Below are 24159 nucleotides of genomic sequence, written 5' to 3'. Positions count from 1 at the left end.
GCGGGGCTCGTCAGAGGGGGAGGGTGGTATCTTGGGTCTTAGGGGATGATGCGCGTATATTTGGTGCCTTCGACCGTCGCGCCGAACTTCAGACCCGCCTGTCCAAAGACTGCGGCCAGCACGGGTTTGCGCAACTGAGTGGTGTCGGTCGACAAGGATTCTCCGGTCGCGTCGACGACGTATCCGATATCTGCACCGGCCGTCCAACCGCTGGAGCGGCGGAAATCGTTCAATGCCTCTTCGGTCATAAAGAACAGAACATGCGCATATTGCTGTGCGCCGATCTGCAGACCCGCAGTACCGGAGATGGCGGAATAATAGTCGACCGTCGCGCCCTGAATACGCAGTGCACCCTGACCATAGGCGCCACCAAAGATAAATCCGGCATCTGTAATCAGTGGCATGACCAACATTCCGTTGGCCTTGTTGGCAATCTCAACGGTGTTGGGATACTTGCTGTACATCTCGTTCAGCGTCGCGTCGACGCGCGCGTCGAGTGTGACTGCGTTGGAGTTGCCAACGCCGTTGCCGCAGGCGGCGGTCAGCGTCAGTCCGGCCATGCCAAAAGCAAAACCGCGACGGCTAAGTCGGGGGGAGTTTGAACTGCTCATGTTTCTCTGTCTCTGTGTATGTGCCTGATATGTCGGGTGTTCCCGATCTTGTCTGCAAGAATACGCCGATTGCACCGGCCTGTCACGGGAAAGCTGTGCTGCGCACGCAGCAAATCGGCGAAAAATTGCGACAATCTGAAGTGTTAGCCCTGCAGGATGCGCGCGGCTTCGGGTGCAAAATAGGTCAGAATGCCGTCACACCCTGCGCGCTTGAAGGCCAGTAGGCTTTCCAGCATCACCTTTTCGCCGTCGATCCAACCGTTTTGTGCAGCGGCTTGGATCATCGCGTATTCGCCAGACACCTGATAGGCATAGGTCGGCGCACCGAAGCTGTCTTTGACCCGTCGGCAGATATCCAAGTATGGCATCCCCGGTTTGATCATGACCATATCTGCACCCTCGGTCAGGTCACGCTCGATCAGACGGAGGGCCTCGTCCGAGTTGGCAGGGTCCATCTGATAGGTCTTCTTGTCACCGGTCAGAGCGCCTGATGCCCCAACGGCGTCGCGGAAAGGGCCGTAGAAAGCGCTGGCATATTTGGCGGCATAACTCAGGATCATGACATTGTGGTGACCAGCCGACTCAAGTGCACTGCGCATGGCGCCGATACGGCCATCCATCATGTCGGACGGGCCGATGATGTCAGCTCCGGCTTCGGCCTGCGCCAGCGTCATTTTCACCAGCGCCTCAACAGTCTGGTCATTCACAATCTCGCCATCGACCACATAGCCGTCATGGCCGTTGATGTTGTAGGGGTCCAGGGCCACATCCGTCATCACCGCGATTTCGGGCGCAGCAGTCTTAATTGCACGAATGGCGCGGTTGGACAGGTTGTCGGGGTTCCAGGCCTCGGCACAATCTTCGGTTTTCAGGCTCGGATCGGTGTACGGGAAAATACATATTGCAGGAATACCAAGGGCTTGCGCTTCAACCGCGGCTTTGGCGATCAGGTCGACCGAGCGTCGCACGACCCCGGGCATCGACGGGACGGGTTCTTCGATATTTTCACCGTCGCGCACAAAAACAGGCCAGATAAAGTCATTCACGGTCAAGGTGTTCTCGCGCACCAGACCCCGGATCGCCTCAGATTGGCGGGCCCGGCGGAAACGGGTCCGGGGATATGGGGCGATAGTCGGTTTCATGGCGCACTCTCCTTGAACAATTGCGCATTGGGTGGCATGAATTCCCGGTGGTCTCAAGGGTAACAATGGACGCATCGCTGCGATGACGGTCCCTGCGGACGTTGAACAAAGGGCAGACGCTTGGACATATACTCTTCGATTTTCGAACTCATCGACATGCGGAGTTTTTCGAATCTGTGGTACTGGATCGGTCTGGCCGTTCTTTGGTCATCTGCCAGCCACTGGACGATGGGGGTGCCCTATGATCTGGTGATGCGCGCCCGTCGTGTAGGTGGTCAATCAGAACAAGACCTTCTGGATGTCGCGCGGATCAACTCGAACAGAGTGTTGTACATCGTCGAAACCTCGGGTCTGGTATTGATGGCAATTTGCTGTTTTGTTTTGACAGGCCTTGCAACGTTGGGATTCTTCTACGACGTGGAATTTGCACAGGCCGTATTCCTTCTTCTGCTCCCGATGTGTTTTGTCATGATGATCAGTATTGCGGCAGCGCGTCGATTGCAGACTCAAGAAGCGACCGTAGAAAATGTTTCCAAAACGCTGACGCGCAGTCGGACCTTTACTCAGATCATTGGTATGTTCTCGATCTTGATCACTGCGTTCTGGGGAATGTATCAGAACATTTCGATTGGTGTCCTGGGTTAGTAGCCCCTGAAAGGCAAGGTAATGACGGCTCCGAACCACGTAACAGTCGGCGGCGGCCCCGAGGGGTTTGATGCACAGCTTGTGCTGAATGAGATCGCGCGCTCGGGCGGTCCAGTCTGCCATATCGCCCGCGATGACAAACGGATGGAGGCGATGCGGGCAGCGTTGGCATTCTTTGCGCCGGACATGCCCGTATTTGTATTCCCCGGATGGGACTGCTTGCCCTATGATCGGGTGTCGCCCAATGCCGACATTTCTGCTGCCCGCGTGGCAACACTGGCTGCTTTGGTGCATCAGATGCCGCAGCGGTTCGTGCTGCTGACCACGCTCAATGCCGCGACCCAACGGGTACCCGCGCGTGCAGTGTTGCGAGAGGCCGCATTCACCGCTCGCGTAGATCAGCGCATCGACGAAGATGCCCTACGCAACTTTCTGGTGCGCATGGGTTTTACCCAAAGCCCCACGGTGATGGAGCCCGGAGACTACGCTATCCGAGGCGGTATCATCGACATCTTCCCACCCGGTGAGAGCGGTCCCGTGCGGCTGGACTTGTTCGGGGATGTTCTGGATGGTGCACGCCGGTTTGATCCTGTCTCGCAGCGAACGACTGAAAAACTTGAGGTGGTCGAGCTTGCCCCGGTGTCCGAGGTTATACTGGACGAAGCCGCCATCACCCGATTCCGTCAGAACTATCGCATCGAATTCGGCGCGGCGGGTACGGATGATCCCTTATACGAAGCTGTCAGCGCAGGTCGCAAGCATCAGGGGATCGAGCATTGGTTGCCGTTTTTCCATGAAAAACTGGAAACCCTGTTCGACTATCTTCCGGGGGCCTCAATCTCGCTTGACGATCAGGTCACGCCTGCTCGGCTGGCGCGCTGGGATACGATTGCGGATCAGTTTGAGACGCGAAAGCTCGCTTTGGAAAACCGCTCGCGCATGGATACGGTTTATAAACCGACGCCTCCCGGTCTGCTCTATATGGACGATGCTGCATGGGAAGATGCAGTGGGCGATCGTCGCGTTTTGCAGTTCAGCCCGCTGCCGCAGGCGAGTGGTCCGGGCGTGATCGATGCGGGCGGACGGATCGGGCGCAACTTTGCACCCGAACGTCAGCAGGAAAGCATCAGCCTGTTTGGCGCTCTGGCGGCGCATATCACCGAAAAGATGGACACGGGGCCGGTCCTCATTGCCTCTTACTCCGAAGGCGCTCGTGAACGACTGACCGGCTTGATCGAAGATGAAGGCCTGGCCGAGGCGATCCCGGTGACCGACGGAACCCGGGTTGGAAAGCGCGGCCTGCATCTTGCGGTTTGGGCATTGGAACACGGGTTTGAAGCGCCCAATCTGACCGTGATCTCGGAACAGGACGTTCTGGGCGACCGTCTGATCCGCCAACCCAAAAAACGCCGCAAGGCCGAGAACTTCCTGACTGAAACGCAGTCGCTTAGCCCCGGTGATCTGGTGGTGCATGTTGACCACGGGATCGGGCGGTATCAGGGGATGGAGGTCGTTACGGCTGCTGGCGCCGCCCATGAATGCCTGCTGCTGGAATATGCCGAACAGTCCAAACTCTACCTGCCGGTCGAAAACATCGAGCTGCTGTCGAAATATGGCCATGACGAGGGGCTGTTGGACCGTCTGGGTGGCGGCGCATGGCAGGCCAAGAAGGCCAAGCTGAAAGAGCGCATCCGCGAGATGGCGGATAAATTGATCCGCATCGCCGCTGAGCGTGCCTTGCGCAAGGCTCCGGTCATGGACCCACCGCCGCATGCATGGGAAGAGTTCAGCGCGCGTTTCCCATATCAGGAGACCGACGATCAGTTGCGCGCGATTTCCGAGGTGATGGAAGACATGCATTCCGGCGCGCCGATGGATCGTCTGATCTGTGGCGATGTAGGCTTTGGCAAGACCGAGGTCGCCATGCGCGCAGCCTTTGTCGCCGCGATGTCGGGCGTACAGGTTGCCATTGTGGCACCGACCACGTTGCTCGCGCGGCAACACGCGGCGTCCTTCAAAGATCGCTTCCGGGGTTTCCCACTTGAAGTCCGACAACTGTCGCGCTTTGTCTCGGCCAAAGAGGCGCAGCAAACCCGTGACGGGCTGGCGCGAGGCACTGTAGATATCGTGATCGGCACCCATGCGCTGTTGGCCAAAGGGATACGGTTCAATAATCTGGGTCTGCTGATCATCGACGAGGAACAGCATTTCGGCGTGGGCCACAAGGAACGGCTGAAACAGCTGCGCTCGGACGTGCACGTCCTGACCCTGACAGCGACACCGATCCCACGAACTCTGCAACTGTCCCTAACAGGCGTGCGTGATCTGTCGATCATAGGCACGCCCCCCATCGACCGGCTTGCGATCCGCACCTATGTTAGCGAATTCGACGCGGTAACAATCCGTGAGGCGCTGCTGCGCGAGCATTATCGTGGCGGGCAGAGCTTCTATGTGGTGCCGCGCATCTCTGACCTGCCTGAGATCGAGGAATTCCTGAAAGAGCAGTTGCCTGAATTATCCTACGTGGTCGCACACGGGCAGATGGCTGCGGGTGAGCTTGATGACCGGATGAACGCGTTCTACGACGGTAAATACGACGTTCTGCTGGCCACGACGATCGTAGAAAGCGGGCTGGATATCCCGACTGCCAACACGATGGTCGTGCATCGGGCGGATATGTTTGGCCTAGCGCAGCTCTATCAGATCCGGGGGCGGGTGGGGCGCTCAAAAACCCGCGCCTATGCCTATCTGACCACCAAACCGCGCCAGCGCCTGACGGCGACGGCCGAGAAACGGCTGCGGGTTCTGGGCTCGCTGGATACGCTCGGGGCCGGGTTCACGTTGGCTTCGCAAGACCTCGACATTCGTGGTGCGGGCAACCTGCTGGGTGAGGAACAGTCCGGCCAGATGCGTGATGTGGGCTACGAACTCTACCAATCGATGCTGGAAGAGGCGATTGCCAAGATCAAAGCCGGCGAGATGGAGGGGCTATCGGATGCCGATGACCAATGGGCGCCGCAGATCAATCTGGGTGTCCCGGTTCTGATCCCCGAGGATTATGTGCCCGATCTGGACGTGCGTCTGGGCCTTTACCGCCGCCTGTCGTCACTGTCGACGAAAGTGGAACTGGAGGGCTTTGCCGCCGAGTTGATCGATCGCTTTGGTACGCTGCCGAAAGAGGTGAATACCTTGATGCTTGTCGTGCGCATCAAGGCGATGTGCAAACGCGCCGGGATCGCCAAGCTGGACGGCGGGCCAAAGGGCGCAACGATACAGTTCCACAATGATAAGTTCGCCTCACCCGAGGGGTTGGTCGAGTTCATTCAGAACCAACGCGGGCTGGCCAAGGTCAAGGACAACAAGATCGTTGTGCGGCGCGACTGGAAGAAGGACAGCGACAAGATCAAAGGTGCGTTTGCCATCGCCCGTGATCTGGCCGAAAAGGTCGTGGCTGTGAAGAAAAAGGCGAAAGCCTAGTCCCCTGTCACAAAAGTGCAGAGCTGCCAGTCACCCGCTTCGGATCTTACAAGCGCAGCGCGGTAACCGACCATTGATGCCAGAAAATCGCTGAGTAAGTAGCCCGATGTCCCATCGGTCAGTCTGATTTTCTGGTATTCCTCATCAGGTTGATAGTCAGGGACGATCACGATTTCATGACTGATCAGCGCGAGGATGGGCGCGCCACGAGACGGTGCTTGACGCAGTGTGATGCTTTCGCCCGAAACGTAGAAGGCGGTGAAAGGGTCCACTGTAGCGGGAAGAATGATCCGCCAATAGTGCGGCATCCAGAATTCACCCTGATCGTCAAAATATCCCGGTTGGGAAACTGTTTGCTGCAATTGCGACCAGTAAAAATCACGTAGCTCCGCAGCCTCGTCCTGAAATTCTTCACCAAGCGTTTCCGGAGGCACAGTCAAGTTGGTGCGAAACTCTTCCGGTCCACCTGCTGTGCCGTGACTGAGATAGATGTCGGGACAAGCGGCGGCGACAACTGCATCGGTATCGCGTGCCTCGATTTTCGCCAGCAAGTCAGCTCGGAATGCGACCAGTGATGGATTTTGACCTGCCTCGTCGATAGGTGGAAAGGTCTGGCGCTGTGCCAGCGCTGGACTGGCAAGCAGCAGGCCTGCCACCAAAAGGAATAGCTTCATTCCGCAGCCCTCATGGCGGCTTGGGCACAGAAGCACGACGCGCCGACGGTGCGGTCCGCGCGCGCCAAGGCAAGATCAAGGCGTTGCTTGATTTGGCGGATTTCTACTGTCTCGCCGCGTGCTTTCAGGCAATCATGCAAACCCTTCAAACTCCAGACATTGTCAGGGTGGATCGAGGCGCGGCTGAGCGTGCCACCCAAGCCTAGATCTTCACGATAGACTGCCTCGGCCTCGTTCACATGCCCTTGTTCGAACAACAACGCACCAAGCGCATGGCGCGTTGGTTGCATCCAACCCCATGGCTCGTCATAGGGCAGCGTGTCATCCAACTCGACCGAGCGGCGTAGATGTGCATAGGCAATCTCGTAGTTGCCTTTGCGATACTCGATTTCTCCGCGCAGCATTTCCGCTGCGATCTCCAGAAGGTCGATGACCCGATTGTTGTGCAGGCGGCGGGTCTCGGGCACGCAGGTTTTTGCGGCAAGGAACAACTGCTCTTCGGCCTCGGCTTGCGCCACCTCATCAGTGGCCGCATGGGCGATGGCGCGAGCATAATGTGTTGTTGCTGTCAAAGTGCGATAAAGGTCAGGGTCGTCTGGCAAATTCAGTGCCTTGGCCTCTTCCCAGCGGCCAAAGCGGATCAGGATATGCGGGCCCATGGACATGTAGCTTTCAAAATAATCCGCCATGGGCGGGCTTTCGATCCGAAGCATATCTTCGGGGGTGGTATCCCACAGGTCCTGATTGGCACGCAGGGCTGGTTCCATCTGACCGAGAAACAGAGCGCCATAGATGGTGAAGTGATAGTTGTGCTGACGATAGCCGGTATAAATGTTGAACGCGCCTTCACGCTCATAATATTTCAGATCGGCCTCGGTAGCCTTTTCGTTCCAGTAGGCAACGTTGTGATAGTGGCCGCACAGCACGTCGATATGGGTCGGCATATGCACCAGGTGACCGGCATCGGGTACGAGTGTACGCAGGATGTCTCCGGCCTGCAGCGCCTTTTCTGGCGTCGGCGACATCTCCATCAGGTGCACATATAGGTGAAGTAGACCGGGATGAGACATCGACGCCGGGTCATTGACCATAGCGGTCTCCAAAGCGTCTTGCGCTTCAAGGGTCGCGGCACCCTCGGCCGGTTGGCCCGTTTTCAGGTCCCACATCTGCCACGGGGTGAGGTTCATCAGCGCCTCGACATGGATCGTGCGCAGGTCCAGATCATCAGGCTGTTCGGCAAATGCGGCGCGCATGGCATCCGCATAGTCATAGTCCCACTGGTGCATGTTTTCGATGGGGTCGCGCTGAGGGTATCGGGCGGGTAGGGCGCGGATCAACGCTTGCTCAACCGCTGTGCACCCGTCGAGCAGCGACAGCGCCTTCTGTGTTGCATCATAGGCGATGGCCAGTGATTTGGCCCGGCCCTGATCGTCCCGCAATTCCCAAGGCAGGTTATAGTTTGGGCCTGCCGCATAGGCGACGCCCCAATGGGCCATGGCGCAATCCGGGTCAATTTCGGCAGCTTTCTGAAAGCACGTGACCGCTTCGTCGTGGTTGTAGCCATACGTCCAGACCAATCCGCGATCGAACCAAAGCTGTGCTTCGGGTGATGCTGTGGTGACGGCACAGGAATACGTGCCCAGATCATAATAGTCGCTCATGGCGCCCCCCCCACGATTTGCGGGAAGGTTAGCGTGTTTCAGCGGCTCTGCACAGATCAGGCGGGCAGTCTGTTTTCAATCCGGCCCATATGTAGCATCAGGCCAAAGCCAAGTATGCACATCGTCAGTACTCCGGTCGTCAGCGGTGTGATCGACCCGTCAAATAACAGCCCAATAGGGGCCGCGATGGCAGCCGCCAGAATTGTGGCGATCGATCCAATGACCGAGGCAGCCATTCCCGCGATATGACCCATAGGTTCCATGGCAATGGCGTTCAGGTTGCCCATGGTTACACCGGCCATAAAGAAGATCGAGGTCTGCCATGCCACGAACACAGCAAAGGATGCGCCCGGTGATAGCGGTGTCATGTTCAGGATTATCACAATGCTTGTTATCAGAATTTGCCCGCCCAAGGCCCAGGTCACCATGCGGCGCATGCCAACGCGCACGACCACGGCAGCGTTCAAAAGGCTGGCCGAACCCGAGATCAGCGCCACGAAGGCGAACCAGAAGGGAAAGCTGTCTGCCCGATCATGGATGACGTCAAAAACCGGCTGAACCATCGTTAGCATGGTGAACAGCAACCCCATGCACAGCGTCTGCACCAGGATCGAGAGGCGCACGGTGGGGTGTGCGAACATCTCATGCACTGCCGCAATCATCAGGGGCAGGCGGAAGGGGCGCCGGTTTTCGGGTGCCAAAGATTCAGGCAGGCGCGTGGCCATCCAGATCACGATGATCGTGGCGAATATGATGAAGGACACAAAGATGCCGCGCCAGCCGACCAGTGCAATAACGCCTGCGCCTAGCAGCGGTGCCACGGCGGGGACCAGAGTAAAGATCATCATCGCAATCGAGATGATGCGCGCCATCTCGCGCCCTGAAAACAAGTCACGAATGATCGCCATAGCCACAACGCGCGGCCCGGCCGCCCCGAGGCCCTGCGCGATGCGCGCAGCCAACACCAGTTCAAGCGATGAGCTGGACCACGCAACAGCGCAGGCCAGTATATAGAGAGCGGCACCACCATAAATCACCGGCTTGCGCCCGACCGCATCGGAAATTGGCCCAGTAAAGAATGTGCCGATCCCCATGCCCAGCACAAAAGAGGTCAGGATCAACTGTGCTTTGTTCAGATCGTAGGGGCTGAGCTCTGCGCCGATCTCGGGCAGGGCTGGCAGCATTGAATCGATCGAAAAGGCTATCGTGGCGAACATCATCGCGATCAACGCAATGAATTCGCCCCGGGACATGCGGTCGGCCATGGGGAACTCCTTCCCGAATGCGCTATCACGGCGTTTCGGGTTGGACTAGATCAGAAATGCACAGAGGTATGTGCTATTCTGCAGGGGAAGCCTCAATCTGAGACATGATCTCAGAGATCACTTTTGCCCACAATTCAGGAGGTTGCGCGCCCGGAACGGCGTGCTGGTTTGCAACGATGTATGTGGGAACCGAATTTACGCCCATTTCGCGTGAATGGCTGTCGCGGTTACGGATATCTTCGCGGTCGGCGTCTGACTGCAGCAGTTTCAGTACGACCGCTGCGTCCATGCCGACGCTGTCCGCGACATCAGCCAACACCTCATGATCACCAATATCACGCGCCTCGACGAAGTAAGCATTAAAGAGTGCATCGACCACGGCATCCTGTTTGCTCTCAATCCCCGCCCAGTGGATCAGGCGGTGGGCATCCAGCGTGTTGGGCGTGCGTTTCATGCCTTCGAAATCGATATTCAAACCTGCGTTTTCGGCATGTTCAACAACGGGCGCGTATGCGCGAACTGCTCCGTCCTTGCCGCCGAACTTCCGTTCAAGGTATTCGCGCCGATCCATGCCCTCGTCGGGCATATCGGGGTTCAGCTGAAAGGGGTGCCACTCGATCACAAAGGGGTGGTCTGGCACTTCGGCGAGCGCTTTGTCCAGATGGGTCTTGCCGATATAGCACCAGGGGCAAATCGGATCGGACATGATGTCGAGCTTTACAGTGTGTGTCATTCGGACGTCGCCTTGAAATAGGCCGGCAGGGCGCGGCGCAGAAGTTTGCCGTTGCCTCCGGTGGGTAAGGCGGGCAGATGGACAAAGGCACGCGGCTGTTTGTAGCGCGCCAACTTGTCAGACACATAGGCGTGCAGGTCCGCCGCGTCCAGTTCTTCGGGGCCAGTGTAGAAGGCAACGATGATCGAACTGTCCTGTTTTACCTCAACCGTAGCCGCCCCGACCTGGGTGATCTCGGGATGGGTGGATAAGGCCGCCTCGACTTCGACCGGGGAAACGCGATATCCGCCCGCATTCATCATGTCGTCATCTCGACCCAGATAGGTGATTTGCCCATCAACGGCCATCGCGCCTTGATCACCGGTCAGGAACCAATCCCCCTGCATCCGAGCAGCGGCCTCGTCCGGGGCATTCAGATAGGTTAGCATCAGGCCCGGATCTTCGCGATGTACGGCTATTGTACCTTCCTGACCTTGTGGCACAGGGCCATCCGGCCCGAGGATGGCAATCCGACGCCCGGGCTGCGGCTGCCCCAACGCTGTGCCGCGTGCCGGGTGGCTTGGGCTGGATGAGATGAAGGTCGAGCATTCGGACATGCCGTAAGCCTCATAAAGCTCGGTGCCGGTGGACTGCACCCATTGTTCATGCAGGTGTCGCGACAGCTTTTCCCCGGCGCAAAGGCCGTGGCGCAGATTGGGAAGGCCGGGCTGCGTGTCACTTTGCATCATCTTCCGAAAGACCCCCGGTGCGGCTGCAAAGATGGTGGCGCGATGTTGTTTCAACAGGGCAGGCAGATCGCGTATGTCTGTCCCGGGTTCAGGGATCAGAGCCGTTGCACCAATGGCCCAAGGGTCCATCAAGCCGGTGCCCAGCGTGTAGGTCCAATTGAATGCCCCCGCATGGCACAGCCGGTCCGAGGATTTCAGGCCATACCAGCCGTCGACCATCATCTGCCGAGCCCAGATGGCGCGGTGTGCATGCGCAACCGCACGGGGTTTGCCCGAAGTGCCCGAAGTGTAGACCACGTAGGCAAGCCGCTCGGGATCACCCATGGCAAAACTTGCAGGTGGCAGTGATCGCATCCGGGCCAGTTCAGGCAGCATGATCTGATCCGGGTGCGGCGCGCAGGCGACCTGGGGATCTCGCAAAATGGCGGCGGGATTCAGATCGTCGATGATCTTTGCGGTCTCTTGCTCGGTCAGTTGTGATGAGGTGGGCACGGGGACCAGCCCCACGGCGATTGCGCCCAGATAGGCGATCGGAAAATCGACGGTATTGCCCAATCGCATGAGAACAATGTCTTCGGCGCGAAGGCCGCTCTGCAGCAATCCTGAACCGGTGCCCATTATCGCCGAATGCAGATCGCCATAGGTCCAGTCTGTAGCACCATCCGATCTCAGCACTGAAAGCGCGGTCTTCTCAGCTGAACTTTGCGCATGGCGCAGCACATGCGCGGCAAGATTGAACGGGCGCGGGCAGGGCGCGGGCGGCCCCTGATCAAAGATCGACAACATGAGAACTGGCTATCGCCGTGCGAGGCGCGTTGCAAGCAGGGCATGCTCGCCCTATAGAAAGACCCATGGCCACCAATGATCATAAATCTATCGTCAGAATTGCCCGCGACAATGGTGTCAACACCGAGTTGGAGCCGGTCGATCTGGGCGCGCGCGTGCGCGAACTGCGTAAAGCCCGCAACTGGACGCTGGAACAGGCGGCGAGTCAGGCGGGTCTGGCCCGGTCGACACTCAGCAAGATCGAAAATGGTCAGATGTCTCCGACCTATGATGCTTTGAAAAAGCTGGCGACCGGATTGGAGATTTCGGTGCCTCAGCTTTTTACGCCGCCACAACGCGATCAGGTGATCGGTCGAATGGCAGTGACCAAGATGGGCGGGGGGGCGGCCCATGCGACCACCACCTACGAACATGAGTTGCTGGCAGAAACGCTGACCAAAAAGCAGATGCTGCCCTATCGCGCCCGTGTACGTGCACGCTCGATGGAAGAATTTGACGGCTGGGTGCGTCACGATGGTGAGGAATTTCTGTATGTCCTGACCGGAGTGGTGCGGTTGTTTACCGAGTTCTATGAGCCGGTCGAAATGCGCCGCGGCGACAGCGCTTACTACGACGGCAGCATGGGGCATAACGTCATTTCGGTCAGTGATGAGGATGCGACGATCCTGTGGGTGACGTCACTTGCTTAGGGATTGGGCCGCTTCACGGTTCAATGCTTCGGTGAACAGGAAATCCTCAAGCTCTTCGCGCGCCTCGTTTACGGTCAGGTGGTGACGCTCGGCCAGGTAAGCTTCGAACTGTTTGCGATCTTCGCCAACGCGCGCCATATCCCTATCCCGCAGGTTCGGGAACCTACGTTTTGCACGCGCATATGACGCGTCCCAGTCTTGCGTCAGATCAGCCCAGTTTAGCATCTGCGAGCCTTCCTTAGTTGGTGTTTCAGGATTGCTCTCCCCCAAGACAGCCTACGGAGCGCCGTGCGTTGCTGCAGACATGACAAAATGTCGCAGCCGCAGTCGGGAGATAAGATGCAAAAAACCCGCTGCGGAGATACCGCAACGGGCCCACGGACCTGCTGTAAAGTGAGTGGCGGCCGGTCCGTTATTCTGCTGGTTCGAATAACCAGTTCAGTATTTTGTGTCCGATAAATACAGCAATTAACTGCATAATTATGAACATCGGAATGTGCGCAGGGTATATCCCCGCAAAGGTATCCGTAAAGCCCCTTGCGATTGTAACGGCCGGATTAGCAAAACTTGTGGAAGACGTATACCAGTAGGCGCCGGTAATATAGAGGCCCACAAGGGCTGGTACCGTGTCCGGCTTGTGCCGAATTCCGCCGAAAATCACAAACAGCAAACCCAAAGTGGCGACAATTTCCGAAAACCACTGATGAGCCCCGGTACGATGCATCGTTTCCGAAGTTTGCAGAATCGGCAGGTCAAACATGTAATGGCTGGCCCAGACCCCCGCGATACCTCCGGCAATCTGAACAAGCATGTAAGGGGTGACCGCACGCCAGGGATGTTCACCGCGCAGCGCAAAGGCCAATGTCACTGCAGGGTTGAAGTGAGCGCCCGAGACAGGGCCGAGCGTAGTGATGATAGCGTAAAGGATGCAGCCGGTCGCAATTGCATTGGCCAGCAACGCCAGCGCGATGTTCCCGTCGGACAAGGTTTGCGCCATGATGCCTGATCCGACAACGCCGATCAGCAGGAAGGCGGTTCCGAGGAATTCGGCAAAGTATTGGCGGGCGCTCACAGCAGGGCTCCTATACGTTTGAGATGGGCCGAGAGTTCAACGCTGTCCATGGTTTCAATGGGCAGCTCCAGAAGTGCCTCGGCGCGGCGCCCAAGAATGTCATATGCGGTCCTAAAGGCGGTTTCCCAGTCTGACTGAGACGCGGCAGCCGGGTCCTCGACACCCCAATGCGCGCGTACAGGGGCGCCGGGCCAGACGGGGCATGTCTCTTCGGCGGCTGAGCCGCAAACCGTGATCACTATGTCCATTTCCGGAGCATCTTCTGCTGCAAACTCATCCCAGCTTTTAGAGCGGGAATCGCGGATGTCATGGCCTTCGGCACCAAGCAGCGTCAAGGATTGCGGATGCACCTTCCCGGTCGGGTTGGAGCCTGCTGAATAGGCGCGTACACGCCCTTCGCCGGTGTGATTGAAGAGCGACTCCAGCAGAATCGACCGAGCCGAGTTGCCGGTGCATAGAACCAGTATGTTCATGGGGGTATCCTTGGATTGATCGAGGACTATTCGGCCATTCGACCGATATCATCCACCTTGTGCTGTAGTGAGATGCGGTCGAGCGTTTCGAACGGGAGGCTTGCAAAGGCGGTGATACGGTTGCGCAGCAATCCGTAGGCCTGCTGGAATGCCAGCTGCTTTTGCGCGTCGGTTCCTTCAACTTTGACCGGATCGGGCAGACCCCAATGCGCGCTTATCGGTTGTCCTGGCCAAGCGGGACAGGCCTCGTTCGCCGCGTGGTCGCAGACGGTAAAGACAAAATCCATCTTTGGGGCATCAGCAGCGGCAAATTCTTCCAGTGATTTTGAGCGGAGCGAGGTCGTGTCGTAGTCTTTTTGCTTCAAGAGTTCCAAAACGATTGAATTTGGTCCGTCCGATGGTGCCGTTCCTGCCGAATAAGCGCGAAACAAGCCGTTACCTTCATTGTTCAGGATGGCCTCCGCCATGATCGAACGGGCCGAGTTTCCGGTGCAGAGGAAAAGCGCATTCATTACGCGGTCAGGGGACGCCATAACGGGGTCATCCGAGGGTTGCATGCACAGATCAGGACGATTTTGACAGCAACCGCCCAGCAACTCATCAAACAGCCCGCGCACCGCTGGTAAGTTGGCGGCATATTGCAATGATGTCCCGCTGCGCGACTGCTGGATCAGCCCGGCGGATTTCAATGCATTCAGGTAGGTTGACGCAGTATTGGGTTTCAGCGCTAAAGCCTCGGCAATCTGACCCGCAGCTACGGAATCTGGATAGCGACGCATCAACAGCCGGAACAGATCCAGCCGCTTGGGATGTGCGAGTGCGTTCAGCCTGTCATGAATCTCTATTTCCATAATTCAAGAAATATGGAAATAGAGAGGATTCGTCAATCCTGAAACCACCAGACCTGTGGCATATATTCTGGCCCATCGCCATAAATTGGCAGAGTGTCGGGTTGTTTCAGCTCTTTGACATGGGCGATACGGCCGACATCAAAGCTCCAGATAGGAATGACATAGCGACCCGCTGTCAGAACACGATCCAGCGCGCGCGTTGCCGCAACAAAATCCTCGTGGCTTTCCGAGGCCAGCATCGCGTCGATCAGCCCGTCCACGGCGGGCGAGGTCAGGCCCATAACATTCCGCGTCCCGGGAGCATTTGCGTTTTCGCTGCCCCAATACAGGCGTTGTTCGTTGCCTGGCGAGAGCGACAGCGCACGACGGAACGGGGTCATGTCAAAATCTTGCGCATCGATGCGTGAAGTATATTGCGCGTCATCTACTTTCTCGACTGTCAACTGGATACCCAGGCGTTCGAGGGCGCGGGCGTAGATTTCCGCGATCACGCCGACATCCTGCACCACATTCAGGCTGCCCTGGCTGATGACCAGATCAATCACAAACGGCTCACCGCTGGCGTTGCGAAGCTGGCCGTCCTGAATGATCCATCCGGCCTCTTCCAGCAGTTTAAGCGCTTTGCGGATATTTCGGCGGTTGCGTTCGGTTCCATCGCTTTGAGGCAATTCATATCCATCCAGTGTGCCCGGTGCCAACTCGGCGGCATAAGGTTGAAGCAATTCCTCGACACGACCAGTGGCCGGTCCGGGTTGCATCCCCAATTCCGAACCCGAGAAATATGAGATGATCCTGGGCTGCGCCCCGCCTGTAATGGTGTCGTTGATGAACTCGAAGTTGAAGGCCAGCGTTAGTGCCTCGCGTACGCGCCAGTCATCGAATGGGGCCTTGCGTGTGTTCATGACAAAGCCGGTCATGCCTGACGGCTTTTGATGGGGAATTTCCGTCTTCACAACATCACCGCGCTGAACCGCTGGGAAGTTGTACTGCGTGTTCCATTTATCCGCGTTGAATTCACGAACGGCCGAAAGCTCGCCAGCTTTGAACGCTTCAAACGCGACTGTGCCGTCTCCGTAGAACTCAATCCGCATGTCATCCAGATTCATCGTGCCCTTGCGGTAGGGGATGTCGGCACCCCAATAGTCAGGATTGCGACGCAGGTTCACATAGCGGCCAGCCTCATAGTCATCGATTACGTATGGTCCGGAACCGATGGGTATATCGTGTAGTTGAGCGTCAGCGAACGACTTTCCCTCCCACTGCGCTCTTTGCAGGATCGGGCGCATTCCGGCGATCAGGGCCAGTTCGCGATCCGGTTCGTTAAAGGTGATCCGAACGCTGCGCGGTCCAGTCTGTTCAATGCTATCAATCTTGCCCCACAGCCCGCGATATCGCAGGTGGCCTTCGGTGCCCAGTGTCTCATACGACCAGATCACGTCATCGACAGTGACCGGCGATCCATCCGAGAATTCAGCATTTTCGCGCAGCGTGAATTCGACCCAAGTTCGGTCCGAATCTGTCTCAACTGATTCGGCTAACAACCCGTAAAGAGTGAAAGGTTCGTCCCAGGAGCGGCCCATCAGGCTTTCATGAGTCCAAAATCGCAACTGCCACGGCGCGGTGCCTTTTTGCACAAACGGGTTCAGACTGTTATAGCCGCCGGTATTGCCAAATACGACCTTGCCGCCCTTGGGCGCGTCAGGATTTGCGTAGGGTAGCGACACAAAATCCGGTGGTAGGGCCGGGTCACCATACATAGCTATGCCATGGGCCGATTCTGCTGACGCCATTGAGGCGGCGAAAATACAGGTGATTCCCACAATCGCGGGACGAAGGGGGCGGAGATAATCGGGGCTCATTTTGGAAACAATCCTGCTCTGGCCTTATTTTGTTTGGGATTCACCGTAGCCATGATTTTTCTTATTATCAAACTTTTAGCTTGGACGAGGGCGTGGAATTGCTTATAAAGGTTCTACTGCTCGATAGGTTTCTTGCCTGTATGAAACCTGCCTCAATAACTTAACGCCCGCTTCGTGCGGGCGTTTTTTTTGGCAAAACTCGTGCGGGCGCGCGGATCAGATCATTCCCCGTTTTCTTTGCAGGTGCAGCATGGCACTGTGTTTGAGAAACAAAAACTCATAAGGAGAGTGCCATGAGTCTGTCGGGCAAAACAGCCGTCGTCACGGGGTCGAATTCGGGGATTGGGCTGGGCATCGCGCGTGAGCTGGCGAAGGCCGGGGCGGATGTGGTGCTGAATTCGTTCACCGACCGGGATGAAGATCATGCGCTGGCCACCGAGATTGGCAAAGAGACGGGAACCAACGCGCGCTACATCAAGGCAGATATGTCCAAGGGCGATGAATGCCGTGCACTGATCGAACAGGCAGGTGCTTGTGACATTCTGGTGAACAACGCCGGCATTCAGCATGTGGCTCCGATCGATCAGTTTCCGTCGGACAAATGGGATGCGATCATCGCGATCAACATGAATTCGGTCTTTCATACGATGGCGGCAGCGCTTCCGAAGATGCGCGCGGCGGGTTGGGGGCGGATCGTGAATATTGCCTCGGCTCACGGTCTGACGGCCTCGCCCTACAAGGCGGCTTACATCGCGGCAAAGCATGGTGTCGTCGGGATGAGCAAGACCGTGGCGCTGGAGACTGCGCAGGAGCCGATCACCTGCAATGCTATTTGTCCGGGATACGTACTGACTCCATTGGTTGAGGCGCAAATTCCCAACACGATGAAAGAGTACAATATGAGCCGCGAGGATGTGGTGAAGAACATCCTGCTGGAGCGGCAGCCATCGAAGGAGTTTGCCACGGTCGAGCAGCTGGGCGGAACTACGATCTTCTTGTGCTCGGATGCAGCGGCACAGATCACAGGAACGACGATATCCGTGGATGGGGGATGGACGGCATTGTGAGGGACCATGGGGGCTCTGCCCCCATACCCCCGAGGTATTTCTGGCCAGATGAAGAGGCGGAACCATGAAACGGATCAATCTGGCATTGCAGGGCGGTGGGGCGCATGGCGCGTTTACCTGGGGTGTACTGGATCGATTGCTGGATGAAGAGGATATCGAGGTTGCCGCGATCACTGGGACTTCGGCCGGCGCTTTGAACGGGGCAGCGTTCAAATCAGGGATGGTGCATGCAGGGCGCGACGGGGCGCGGGCGTGTCTGGATGGGCTTTGGAAACGCATGGGTGCCGTCGGCGATATGCGAATTGCCCATTGGATGCGGGGCATTGAGCCTGCTCATGTTGCACAAGCGTTAGAGTACTCCGTTCCGTTCTCGATGGCCGAAGCATGGTCGCGGCTGGTATCGCCTTACGCCTATGGGCCGTTTTATCGCAATCCGCTCACCCCGGTTGTGGATCGGTTCAACTTTGATGAGATTTGTGCAGACGAAGGGCCCGCGCTGTTTGTCTGCGCCACCTGTGTGCGCAGCGGCAAGATTCGCGTTTTCACAGGCGAGGAGATTTCGACCGATGCGATTCTGGCCTCGGCCTGCTTGCCGAACCTGTTTCAGGCGATTGAAATCTATGACCCGAAATCCGAGCGGACCGAAGCGTATTGGGATGGCGGCTATACCGGAAACCCGGCGCTTTATCCGTTGTTCGGTGGGGATTTGCCAGATGATGTGGTGATTGTGAACATCAACCCGCTGGAACGCGATGAGGTGCCTAAAACGCCGCAGCAGATTCAGAACCGGATCAATGAGATCAGTTTTAACTCATCGTTGTTTCGCGAGCTGCGTGCGATCAATTTTGTTCAACGGCTTCTGGCCGAAGGCAAGCTGAAGGCTGGTGAGATGAGCCGGGTGCTGGTGCATATGATCGCTGATGACGCCTTGATGAACGACCTTTCGGCGGCCACCAAGATCGTGCCAAACCCGGTTGTGCTGAACCGGCTGAAACAGTCCGGCCGCGATGCGGCGGATCAGTTTCTGAGCGCGCATAAGGACGATCTGGGTCAGCGCAGCACGGTCGATTTGCCCGCAATGTTTGGTTGATTATTCAGGCGGCTGGGTTGGGTCTTTGTCATTCGGGTAAACCAGACCCGCTGAGATCACCAGCTTGGCTGCATCCTCGATGGACATATCCAGCAGGATCACATCCTCTGCGGGGAAAAACAACAGGAACCCGGATGTGGGGTTTGGGGTTGTCGGGACAAACACGCTTAGCAACTCGCCCCCGGTTTCGGCACGATCGCTCACTTCACCGCGCGCTGTTGTCGAGACGAAGCCGATTGCCCAGATGCCCCGGCGCGGATACTGGATCAGGCAGGCTTTTTCGAAAGACCGCTCGGTCTGGGCGAATACAGTTTCCGAGATTTGCTTGATGCCGGAATAAACCGAACGGACCACGGGCATGCGGTCGACGACACTTTCGGCGAAATGGATCAGCGATCGGCCCAGGATGCCCTTTGCGATCCAGCCGACGATAATCGTGAACAGCAGGAATATGACCACGCCAACGCCGCGCAGGTTGATGCCGACATATTCCGAGGGTTGGAACCGTTGTGGGATCAGGGGCAGGACGGCGCTGTCGATCCAGCCAACCACAGACCAGATTAACCAGATGGTCAGCCACACCGGAGCAATGACGACGATACCAGTCAGAAAGGACGCGCGTAGCCGGGAGAACAGGCCGGGGCGTCGGTGGGGTTCTTCGTCAAACGGAGTGTTCATTGCGGTCCTGAGTGGTTTGCGGAATTAGGTAAGCAGTCCGGGCGCTTGGTGCAATAGCTGGGGTCAGTGGGCTGATTCCGTCAGCGCACGCGCGATGACCGCTGCCAGTCGGGCGTTGTTGCGTACCAATGCGATGTTGGCGGTAAGCGAACGGCCTTCGGTCTGTTCATAGATACGCTGTAGCAGATAAGGTGTGACGCCTTTGCCAGTGATCCGGTGAGTTTCTGCATCGGCCTGTGCGGACGCGATGATCGGGGCCAGTTCCTCGGACGGGATCTGGTCGGCTTGCGGGATCGGGTTAGCGACCAACTGACCACCCGGCAGCCCCAACGCACGCCGTGTTGCGTGGGCTTTTGCTATGTCAGCGGCATCATCCATGCGCAGCGGGGCTGCCAAGGGTGATTTTGCGGACCAGAAGGCCGGGAACTCGTCCTGTCCGTGGGCGATGACGGGGACGCCGAGCGTTTCCAAAACTTCAAGCGTTTTGGCGAGGTCGAGGATGGCTTTGGCCCCGGCCGCGACCACAGTCACCGGGGTCTGTGCGAGCTCGTGCAGGTCGGCGGAGATGTCGAAGGAGGTTTCGGCCCCCTGATGCACCCCACCGATGCCTCCGGTGGCGAAGACCTCAATGCCTGCATAATGTGCGGCGATCACTGTTGCGGCGACGGTGGTGGCCCCGGTGCCGCCTGTGGCAAGGCAGGCGGCCATGTCAGCGCGTGACAGTTTGGCGACGCCTTGCGCCTGACCCAGTGCGCTCAGCTGGTCGGCTTCGAGGCCGACGTGCAAAACTCCGTCAATAACGGCAATCGTTGCTGGAACGGCGCCCGCATCGCGAATGTCTTGTTCAACCTGTGCCGCGACCTCGATGTTCTGGGGGTAGGGCATGCCATGGGTGATGATGGTGCTTTCCAATGCCACGATCGGTTGGCCCGCATCCTTGGCGGCGCGGACCTCTGCAGAATAATGAATGGTGATCACAGTGGGGTTTCTCCGGAAACATAAGTTGCAGCGGCGCGCAGCGCGCGGCTGAGTGCCGCGTCGCTGTCGGCGCCATTCGCCTCGGCCGCGATATGGGCGGCCATGAAAGTGTCACCCGCGCCGGTCACGCGGGTGACCAGAACGGACGGGGGTGTCTGGGTCAAGACAGCATCAGCATCCCCGACGGTGGCCGAGTTGCCGCCATCGGTCACAAGAACCCGCAACGCGCCACGGTCCAGCAGGCCTTTGGCGGCGCTCTCTGAGTCGTCGAACTCGCGCTGACAAAGCAGACCGGCTTCTTCGAGATTTACATATAGCGTCGCGCGGGCGTGTTTGAGGAAGGGCAACAGCCGCTCGGCTTTGCCGGGTGAGGCCGGTGCGACACGCAGGTCGGCTTTAGCGAAGGCGGGGCTTTGGGCGATCTCTTCCAACAAGGTCAGCGTCAGGTTGCCGTCCAGCGCGATAGGTCCTTCAAATGGGGTATTCTCGTAGCCCAGTGGCCCGTGCATCAGGGGGTGCAGGATTTTAGCTCCGGCGGCTTCAAGCGAATGCGCGTCGGCGATGGCGGCAATCAATCCGTTGGCCCCTTCGACCGCCATGTAACGGTCGGTCGGCAGGTCTTGCGAGCGATAGATGTGATCGGTGACCATCCCCAAACGCGCGCAGGACCGGACCAATTCGTCGCCTTCGGGATCGCGGCCAATTGCGGTCAGTAGAGTTGGGGTCATTCCGAACCGCACCAGCGTCATGGCGATGTTCATGGCGACGCCACCGGGCAGGCGAGTAATGCGGCCGGGTACATCCGAGCCCTGTCGCATGGCGCTGGCTGAGCGACCGATCACGTCCCAAAGGACCGAGCCGATGCACAAAATTTCGCTGTTCTTGTTCATGCCTTGTGTCATGCCGCAGCCCCGACGCGGGTGCAAGGGTTAACGCTCGCATCCCTCAGCGCATTGCGGCAATCAGAGAGTTCAGCGCCTCCAACGGGTTATCTTGCGACCAGATTTCCTCTCCGATGCCGAAGAAATCGGTGCAGGGGGTGAGGTCTCGGATCAGATCGGACGTCAGGCCGCCCTCGGCCACGACGGGAACCTCGATCATTTCGGACCACCATTGGAACAGGTCCTTTTCGGCCTGAGTACCATCGCCCAGCGTGGCGGAACCAACCGGGCCAAAGGCCACGTAATCCGCGCCACTTTCACCAGCAGTCATCCCGTCATGGCTGGAAGACCCGCAAAAACTGCCGACAATCGCATCCGCGCCCAGCTCCTTACGGGCTGCCCTGACAGACCGCGCGCCGTCATCCAGATGCACCCCGTCCAGACCCAACCGCTGCGCCAGCAATACATGGTTGGAAATCACGATGGCTACATCGCGCGCATGCGCAACTTCGCGGCAAGCATCGGCGGCGCGCGCGATGGTATCTTCGTCGCTTCCAGCCAAGGCGAGGCGGATACATGCAATTTCAGCCCCGTCCAATACGTGACCCAATTGATCAGGGAATGTACTCAGCGCGATGGTCGGAGGCGTGATCAGGTAAATCTGCGGCTGCTCGGGGGTGTCCATGGCGCGTCCTTCGGGTTTGTCATCTTTCGCGCGGTTTAGCGGATTGCGCGGGGGAAGCAAACTTTTATGCCGGCTACGTACCCTTTTGCGAACAGAAGACGCCGGGCCGACTTGCCCTCGACCCAAGCGGCCATTAGAGCAATCGGAGTTTTTCGGAGTTAGCCATGCCCAGCGATACATCACAGCCGTCTTTTGTTCTGGTGCGCCCTCAGATGGGTGAGAACATCGGTGCTGCCGCGCGGGCGATGTGGAACTTTGGGCTGGATCGGATGCGGATCGTGGCACCGCGCGACGGCTGGCCCAACCCCAAGGCGGTGGCGATGTCCAGCGGGGCCGGGCGGCTTTTGGATGAGGCGCAGTTATTTGACGATCTGGCGGGCGCGCTGGAGGACACCACCTTTGTCTTCGCCACCACAGCGCGGCAACGTGGGTTGACCAAGCCTGTCTATAGCCCAGAGCGCGCTATGCAGCTTGCATCGCAGAAAGTGGCGGCGGGCGAAAAGGTCGCTGTTCTGTTTGGCCCGGAACGGGCAGGGCTTGAGAATGAGGATATCGCCAAGGCCAATGCGATTATCTCGGTGCCGGTGAATCCTGAATATGCGTCGTTGAACCTCGGGCAGTGCGTTCTGCTGACCGCCTACGAATGGATGCGCCAGACCGGGGATGTCGTGCATGAGGCAACTGATCTGGGCAAGGGCGATTGGGCGACCGGGATCGAGGTTGAAAAGTTGGTCGAGCATTATGAGGACCGTCTGGAACAGGCCGGGTTCTTTTATCCGCCGGAAAAAGCCGAAGGAATGAAGGTGAACCTGCGCAATCTTTGGTCGCGGATGCGGATGACACGGGCCGATGTACAGATGCTTCACGGGATCATGCGGCAGATGGTCCGCTGGAAAGACAAAAGCTGAGGCTGGACCTATCTTCCGCCAAACCATAGCTTGCGACGAAATCAGGACATGAGGACAGCATGAGCGGTAAGCGCAGCATCTTCGAAGAGGTCTCGGACAGCGAAAAACAACAGGCCGTCCAACCCGGTATGATCGACCGGGGGCGTGGCGGTGCGCGGGCCGCGATCCGGGTTTGGCTGATGATCCTGTTCGCGCTGGTCGTGATCATGATTGCCGTGGGCGGGCTCACGCGGCTGACCGACAGTGGACTATCGATCACCGAATGGCGACCTATTACGGGTGCGATCCCACCGATGAGCGCTGCCGACTGGCAAGCCGAATTCGACAAATACAAGCAGATTGACCAGTGGCGCATTCAGAACCAATGGATGGAGCTGGATGATTTCAAAACCATCTATTGGTGGGAATGGGGCCATCGCCAGTTGGGCCGCGTGATAGGATTGGTTTGGGCCGTTGGATTTATCGGTTTCCTTGTGACCCGCAAGATTCCGACAGGATGGGCTGGTAAGCTGCTGATCCCCGGCCTGCTTGGCGGTGTTCAGGGTGCTGTAGGCTGGTGGATGGTCGCCTCGGGCGTCACACAGGGTGAAGGCATGACCGCCGTTGCCAGCTATCGTCTGGCAACGCATCTTGGCTTGGCCTTCGTGATCCTCGGCTTTCTTGCCTGGTACATCTTTGAACTTGGCCGTGACGAACGTGACCTGATGCAGGCCCGCCGCGCGAAAGAGGCTAAGCTTTTCTCGATATCGACCGGACTGCTGCACTTCACCTTCCTGCAAATCCTCATCGGTGCGCTGGTGGCCGGGATCGACGCGGGGAGGTCCTACACTGACTGGCCCCTGATTGGCGGTCAGTTGCTGCCGCCCGATGCGACCATGCTGGAACCGATGTGGCGTAACTTCTTTGAAAGTCCCGGTCTGGTGCAGTTTATCCACCGTTGCGTCGGTTATCTGCTCTTTATTTTCGCCATCATAGTCTGGCGGCGCGGTGGCAGCAGCGCGCACCCACAGACCCGCTTTGCCTTCAACGCCATGTTCGCAGCTTTGTCACTGCAAGTGGTCGTGGGCATCATCACAGTCGTCTATGCGGCACCTTGGCAGATCGCCATTTTCCACCAGTTCATGGCCGTGGTCGTCTGGACCCTGATCCTGCGCGCCCGCTTCCTGACAGCTTACCCTATCGCAACATCTGTGCGCGGAGCATGAC

Annotated in this window: 23 protein-coding genes; 7 read left to right on the top strand and 16 right to left on the bottom strand. The window is 58.1% G+C overall.

Annotated features, from left to right (window positions below; all coding sequences use genetic code 11):
- Positions 1-38: 38 nt before the first annotated feature.
- Together ACR0CZ_RS11895 and hemB are read right to left on the bottom strand one after the other, a co-directional pair.
- On the bottom strand, positions 39-611 hold the full coding sequence (locus tag ACR0CZ_RS11895; RefSeq protein ID WP_170396874.1) for a lipid-binding SYLF domain-containing protein: 573 nt from the start codon (positions 609-611) through the stop codon (positions 39-41).
- A 143-nt stretch (positions 612-754) separates the two neighbouring features.
- A complete protein-coding gene (hemB, locus tag ACR0CZ_RS11890) occupies positions 755-1753 on the bottom strand; it encodes a porphobilinogen synthase (RefSeq protein WP_170396876.1) in 999 nt (332 codons plus the stop codon).
- A 120-nt stretch (positions 1754-1873) separates the two neighbouring features.
- Between hemB and ACR0CZ_RS11885 the strand changes: the two genes are divergently transcribed.
- Together ACR0CZ_RS11885 and mfd are read left to right on the top strand one after the other, a co-directional pair.
- Positions 1874-2398, top strand: a complete 525-nt coding sequence (locus tag ACR0CZ_RS11885; RefSeq protein WP_170396878.1) for a component of SufBCD complex — start codon at positions 1874-1876, stop codon at positions 2396-2398.
- 21 nt (positions 2399-2419) lie between these two features.
- Positions 2420-5875 carry a transcription-repair coupling factor gene (gene mfd / locus ACR0CZ_RS11880; protein WP_170396880.1) on the top strand — a complete coding sequence of 1152 codons (3456 nt, stop codon included), beginning with the start codon at positions 2420-2422 and terminating at the stop codon, positions 5873-5875.
- On the opposite strand, the gene ACR0CZ_RS11875 is transcribed toward mfd, so the two are convergent.
- From ACR0CZ_RS11875 to ACR0CZ_RS11855, 5 genes are all read right to left on the bottom strand, one after another.
- The gene (locus tag ACR0CZ_RS11875; RefSeq protein ID WP_170396881.1) at positions 5872-6549 is read right to left on the bottom strand and encodes an SH3 domain-containing protein; all 678 of its coding nucleotides are present in this window, start codon (positions 6547-6549) and stop codon (positions 5872-5874) included. The two genes, mfd and ACR0CZ_RS11875, sit on opposite strands and share 4 nt — an antisense overlap.
- Positions 6546-8210 carry a hypothetical protein gene (locus ACR0CZ_RS11870; protein WP_170396883.1) on the bottom strand — a complete coding sequence of 555 codons (1665 nt, stop codon included), beginning with the start codon at positions 8208-8210 and terminating at the stop codon, positions 6546-6548. Before ACR0CZ_RS11870 ends, ACR0CZ_RS11875 begins: the two co-directional genes overlap by 4 nt.
- A 56-nt stretch (positions 8211-8266) precedes the next feature.
- A complete protein-coding gene (locus ACR0CZ_RS11865; protein WP_170396885.1) occupies positions 8267-9475 on the bottom strand; it encodes a multidrug effflux MFS transporter in 1209 nt (402 codons plus the stop codon).
- A gap of 73 nt (positions 9476-9548) precedes the next feature.
- On the bottom strand, positions 9549-10208 hold the full coding sequence (locus tag ACR0CZ_RS11860; RefSeq protein WP_170396887.1) for a DsbA family oxidoreductase: 660 nt from the start codon (positions 10206-10208) through the stop codon (positions 9549-9551).
- The gene (locus tag ACR0CZ_RS11855; protein WP_170465310.1) at positions 10205-11722 is read right to left on the bottom strand and encodes a class I adenylate-forming enzyme family protein; all 1518 of its coding nucleotides are present in this window, start codon (positions 11720-11722) and stop codon (positions 10205-10207) included. Before ACR0CZ_RS11855 ends, ACR0CZ_RS11860 begins: the two co-directional genes overlap by 4 nt.
- 65 nt (positions 11723-11787) lie before the next feature.
- Between ACR0CZ_RS11855 and ACR0CZ_RS11850 the strand changes: the two genes are divergently transcribed.
- Positions 11788-12411, top strand: a complete 624-nt coding sequence (locus tag ACR0CZ_RS11850; RefSeq protein ID WP_170396891.1) for an XRE family transcriptional regulator — start codon at positions 11788-11790, stop codon at positions 12409-12411.
- Here ACR0CZ_RS11850 and ACR0CZ_RS11845 read toward each other — a convergent pair.
- From ACR0CZ_RS11845 to ACR0CZ_RS11825, 5 genes are all read right to left on the bottom strand, one after another.
- Positions 12400-12636, bottom strand: a complete 237-nt coding sequence (locus tag ACR0CZ_RS11845; RefSeq protein ID WP_170465312.1) for a hypothetical protein — start codon at positions 12634-12636, stop codon at positions 12400-12402. The two genes, ACR0CZ_RS11850 and ACR0CZ_RS11845, sit on opposite strands and share 12 nt — an antisense overlap.
- Before the next feature lie 187 nt (positions 12637-12823).
- Positions 12824-13483 carry an aquaporin gene (locus ACR0CZ_RS11840; RefSeq protein ID WP_170465314.1) on the bottom strand — a complete coding sequence of 220 codons (660 nt, stop codon included), beginning with the start codon at positions 13481-13483 and terminating at the stop codon, positions 12824-12826.
- Complete coding sequence (locus tag ACR0CZ_RS11835) at positions 13480-13956, bottom strand: arsenate reductase ArsC (protein ID WP_170626896.1); 477 nt, start codon at positions 13954-13956, stop codon at positions 13480-13482. Before ACR0CZ_RS11835 ends, ACR0CZ_RS11840 begins: the two co-directional genes overlap by 4 nt.
- Before the next feature lie 26 nt (positions 13957-13982).
- A complete protein-coding gene (locus ACR0CZ_RS11830) occupies positions 13983-14807 on the bottom strand; it encodes an arsenate reductase/protein-tyrosine-phosphatase family protein (RefSeq protein WP_170421885.1) in 825 nt (274 codons plus the stop codon).
- Positions 14808-14839: 32 nt separating this feature from the next.
- The gene (locus ACR0CZ_RS11825; RefSeq protein WP_480536932.1) at positions 14840-16666 is read right to left on the bottom strand and encodes an extracellular solute-binding protein; all 1827 of its coding nucleotides are present in this window, start codon (positions 16664-16666) and stop codon (positions 14840-14842) included.
- A gap of 293 nt (positions 16667-16959) precedes the next feature.
- On the opposite strand from ACR0CZ_RS11825, the gene ACR0CZ_RS11820 reads away from it, so the two are divergent.
- Complete coding sequence (locus ACR0CZ_RS11820) at positions 16960-17733, top strand: 3-hydroxybutyrate dehydrogenase (RefSeq protein ID WP_170396905.1); 774 nt, start codon at positions 16960-16962, stop codon at positions 17731-17733.
- 64 nt (positions 17734-17797) lie between these two features.
- Positions 17798-18823 carry a patatin-like phospholipase family protein gene (locus ACR0CZ_RS11815; protein ID WP_170396907.1) on the top strand — a complete coding sequence of 342 codons (1026 nt, stop codon included), beginning with the start codon at positions 17798-17800 and terminating at the stop codon, positions 18821-18823.
- Here ACR0CZ_RS11815 and ACR0CZ_RS11810 read toward each other — a convergent pair whose 3' ends face one another.
- The 4 genes from ACR0CZ_RS11810 to ACR0CZ_RS11795 all read right to left on the bottom strand — a co-directional run bounded on the left by ACR0CZ_RS11810 (position 18824) and on the right by ACR0CZ_RS11795 (position 22045).
- On the bottom strand, positions 18824-19501 hold the full coding sequence (locus ACR0CZ_RS11810; protein WP_170396909.1) for a DUF502 domain-containing protein: 678 nt from the start codon (positions 19499-19501) through the stop codon (positions 18824-18826).
- 63 nt (positions 19502-19564) lie between these two features.
- Positions 19565-20479 (bottom strand): pseudouridine-5'-phosphate glycosidase, encoded by a 915-nt coding sequence (locus ACR0CZ_RS11805; protein WP_170396911.1) that lies wholly within the window; start codon positions 20477-20479, stop codon positions 19565-19567.
- Positions 20476-21369: a PfkB family carbohydrate kinase gene (locus tag ACR0CZ_RS11800; RefSeq protein ID WP_170396913.1), complete on the bottom strand. Its 894-nt coding sequence runs from the start codon at positions 21367-21369 to the stop codon at positions 20476-20478. The genes ACR0CZ_RS11805 and ACR0CZ_RS11800 overlap by 4 nt, the downstream gene beginning before the upstream one ends.
- 55 nt (positions 21370-21424) lie before the next feature.
- Positions 21425-22045: a thiamine phosphate synthase gene (locus ACR0CZ_RS11795; RefSeq protein ID WP_170396915.1), complete on the bottom strand. Its 621-nt coding sequence runs from the start codon at positions 22043-22045 to the stop codon at positions 21425-21427.
- A 164-nt stretch (positions 22046-22209) separates the two neighbouring features.
- Here ACR0CZ_RS11795 and ACR0CZ_RS11790 point away from each other — a divergent pair, with 164 nt between their 5' ends.
- Positions 22210-22953 (top strand): RNA methyltransferase, encoded by a 744-nt coding sequence (locus ACR0CZ_RS11790; RefSeq protein WP_170396917.1) that lies wholly within the window; start codon positions 22210-22212, stop codon positions 22951-22953.
- Positions 22954-23012: 59 nt separating this feature from the next.
- Positions 23013-24158 carry a heme A synthase gene (gene ctaA / locus ACR0CZ_RS11785; RefSeq protein WP_170396919.1) on the top strand — a complete coding sequence of 382 codons (1146 nt, stop codon included), beginning with the start codon at positions 23013-23015 and terminating at the stop codon, positions 24156-24158.
- Position 24159 lies beyond the last annotated feature (1 nt).

The organism is Ruegeria sp. H9, assembly GCF_056532915.1.
This window is presented reverse-complemented; position numbering and strand designations above follow the sequence as displayed.

What these genes read in the sequence shown, in the direction of transcription:
- mfd (WP_170396880.1), top strand. Translation starts at nt 2,420, where the DNA reads ATGACGGCTCCGAACCACGTAACAGTCGGCGGCGGCCCCGAGGGGTTT.
- ACR0CZ_RS11870 (WP_170396883.1), bottom strand. Translation starts at nt 8,210, where the DNA reads ATGAGCGACTATTATGATCTGGGCACGTATTCCTGTGCCGTCACCACA.
- ACR0CZ_RS11820 (WP_170396905.1), top strand. Translation starts at nt 16,960, where the DNA reads ATGAGTCTGTCGGGCAAAACAGCCGTCGTCACGGGGTCGAATTCGGGG.
- ACR0CZ_RS11825 (WP_480536932.1), bottom strand. Translation starts at nt 16,666, where the DNA reads ATGAGCCCCGATTATCTCCGCCCCCTTCGTCCCGCGATTGTGGGAATC.
- ACR0CZ_RS11790 (WP_170396917.1), top strand. Translation starts at nt 22,210, where the DNA reads ATGCCCAGCGATACATCACAGCCGTCTTTTGTTCTGGTGCGCCCTCAG.
- ctaA (WP_170396919.1), top strand. Translation starts at nt 23,013, where the DNA reads ATGAGCGGTAAGCGCAGCATCTTCGAAGAGGTCTCGGACAGCGAAAAA.
- ACR0CZ_RS11860 (WP_170396887.1), bottom strand. Translation starts at nt 10,208, where the DNA reads ATGACACACACTGTAAAGCTCGACATCATGTCCGATCCGATTTGCCCC.
- ACR0CZ_RS11855 (WP_170465310.1), bottom strand. Translation starts at nt 11,722, where the DNA reads ATGTTGTCGATCTTTGATCAGGGGCCGCCCGCGCCCTGCCCGCGCCCG.
- ACR0CZ_RS11795 (WP_170396915.1), bottom strand. Translation starts at nt 22,045, where the DNA reads ATGGACACCCCCGAGCAGCCGCAGATTTACCTGATCACGCCTCCGACC.
- ACR0CZ_RS11895 (WP_170396874.1), bottom strand. Translation starts at nt 611, where the DNA reads ATGAGCAGTTCAAACTCCCCCCGACTTAGCCGTCGCGGTTTTGCTTTT.
- ACR0CZ_RS11845 (WP_170465312.1), bottom strand. Translation starts at nt 12,636, where the DNA reads ATGCTAAACTGGGCTGATCTGACGCAAGACTGGGACGCGTCATATGCG.
- ACR0CZ_RS11835 (WP_170626896.1), bottom strand. Translation starts at nt 13,956, where the DNA reads ATGAACATACTGGTTCTATGCACCGGCAACTCGGCTCGGTCGATTCTG.
- ACR0CZ_RS11815 (WP_170396907.1), top strand. Translation starts at nt 17,798, where the DNA reads ATGAAACGGATCAATCTGGCATTGCAGGGCGGTGGGGCGCATGGCGCG.
- ACR0CZ_RS11800 (WP_170396913.1), bottom strand. Translation starts at nt 21,369, where the DNA reads ATGAACAAGAACAGCGAAATTTTGTGCATCGGCTCGGTCCTTTGGGAC.
- ACR0CZ_RS11875 (WP_170396881.1), bottom strand. Translation starts at nt 6,549, where the DNA reads ATGAAGCTATTCCTTTTGGTGGCAGGCCTGCTGCTTGCCAGTCCAGCG.
- ACR0CZ_RS11850 (WP_170396891.1), top strand. Translation starts at nt 11,788, where the DNA reads ATGGCCACCAATGATCATAAATCTATCGTCAGAATTGCCCGCGACAAT.
- ACR0CZ_RS11810 (WP_170396909.1), bottom strand. Translation starts at nt 19,501, where the DNA reads ATGAACACTCCGTTTGACGAAGAACCCCACCGACGCCCCGGCCTGTTC.
- ACR0CZ_RS11865 (WP_170396885.1), bottom strand. Translation starts at nt 9,475, where the DNA reads ATGGCCGACCGCATGTCCCGGGGCGAATTCATTGCGTTGATCGCGATG.
- ACR0CZ_RS11830 (WP_170421885.1), bottom strand. Translation starts at nt 14,807, where the DNA reads ATGGAAATAGAGATTCATGACAGGCTGAACGCACTCGCACATCCCAAG.
- hemB (WP_170396876.1), bottom strand. Translation starts at nt 1,753, where the DNA reads ATGAAACCGACTATCGCCCCATATCCCCGGACCCGTTTCCGCCGGGCC.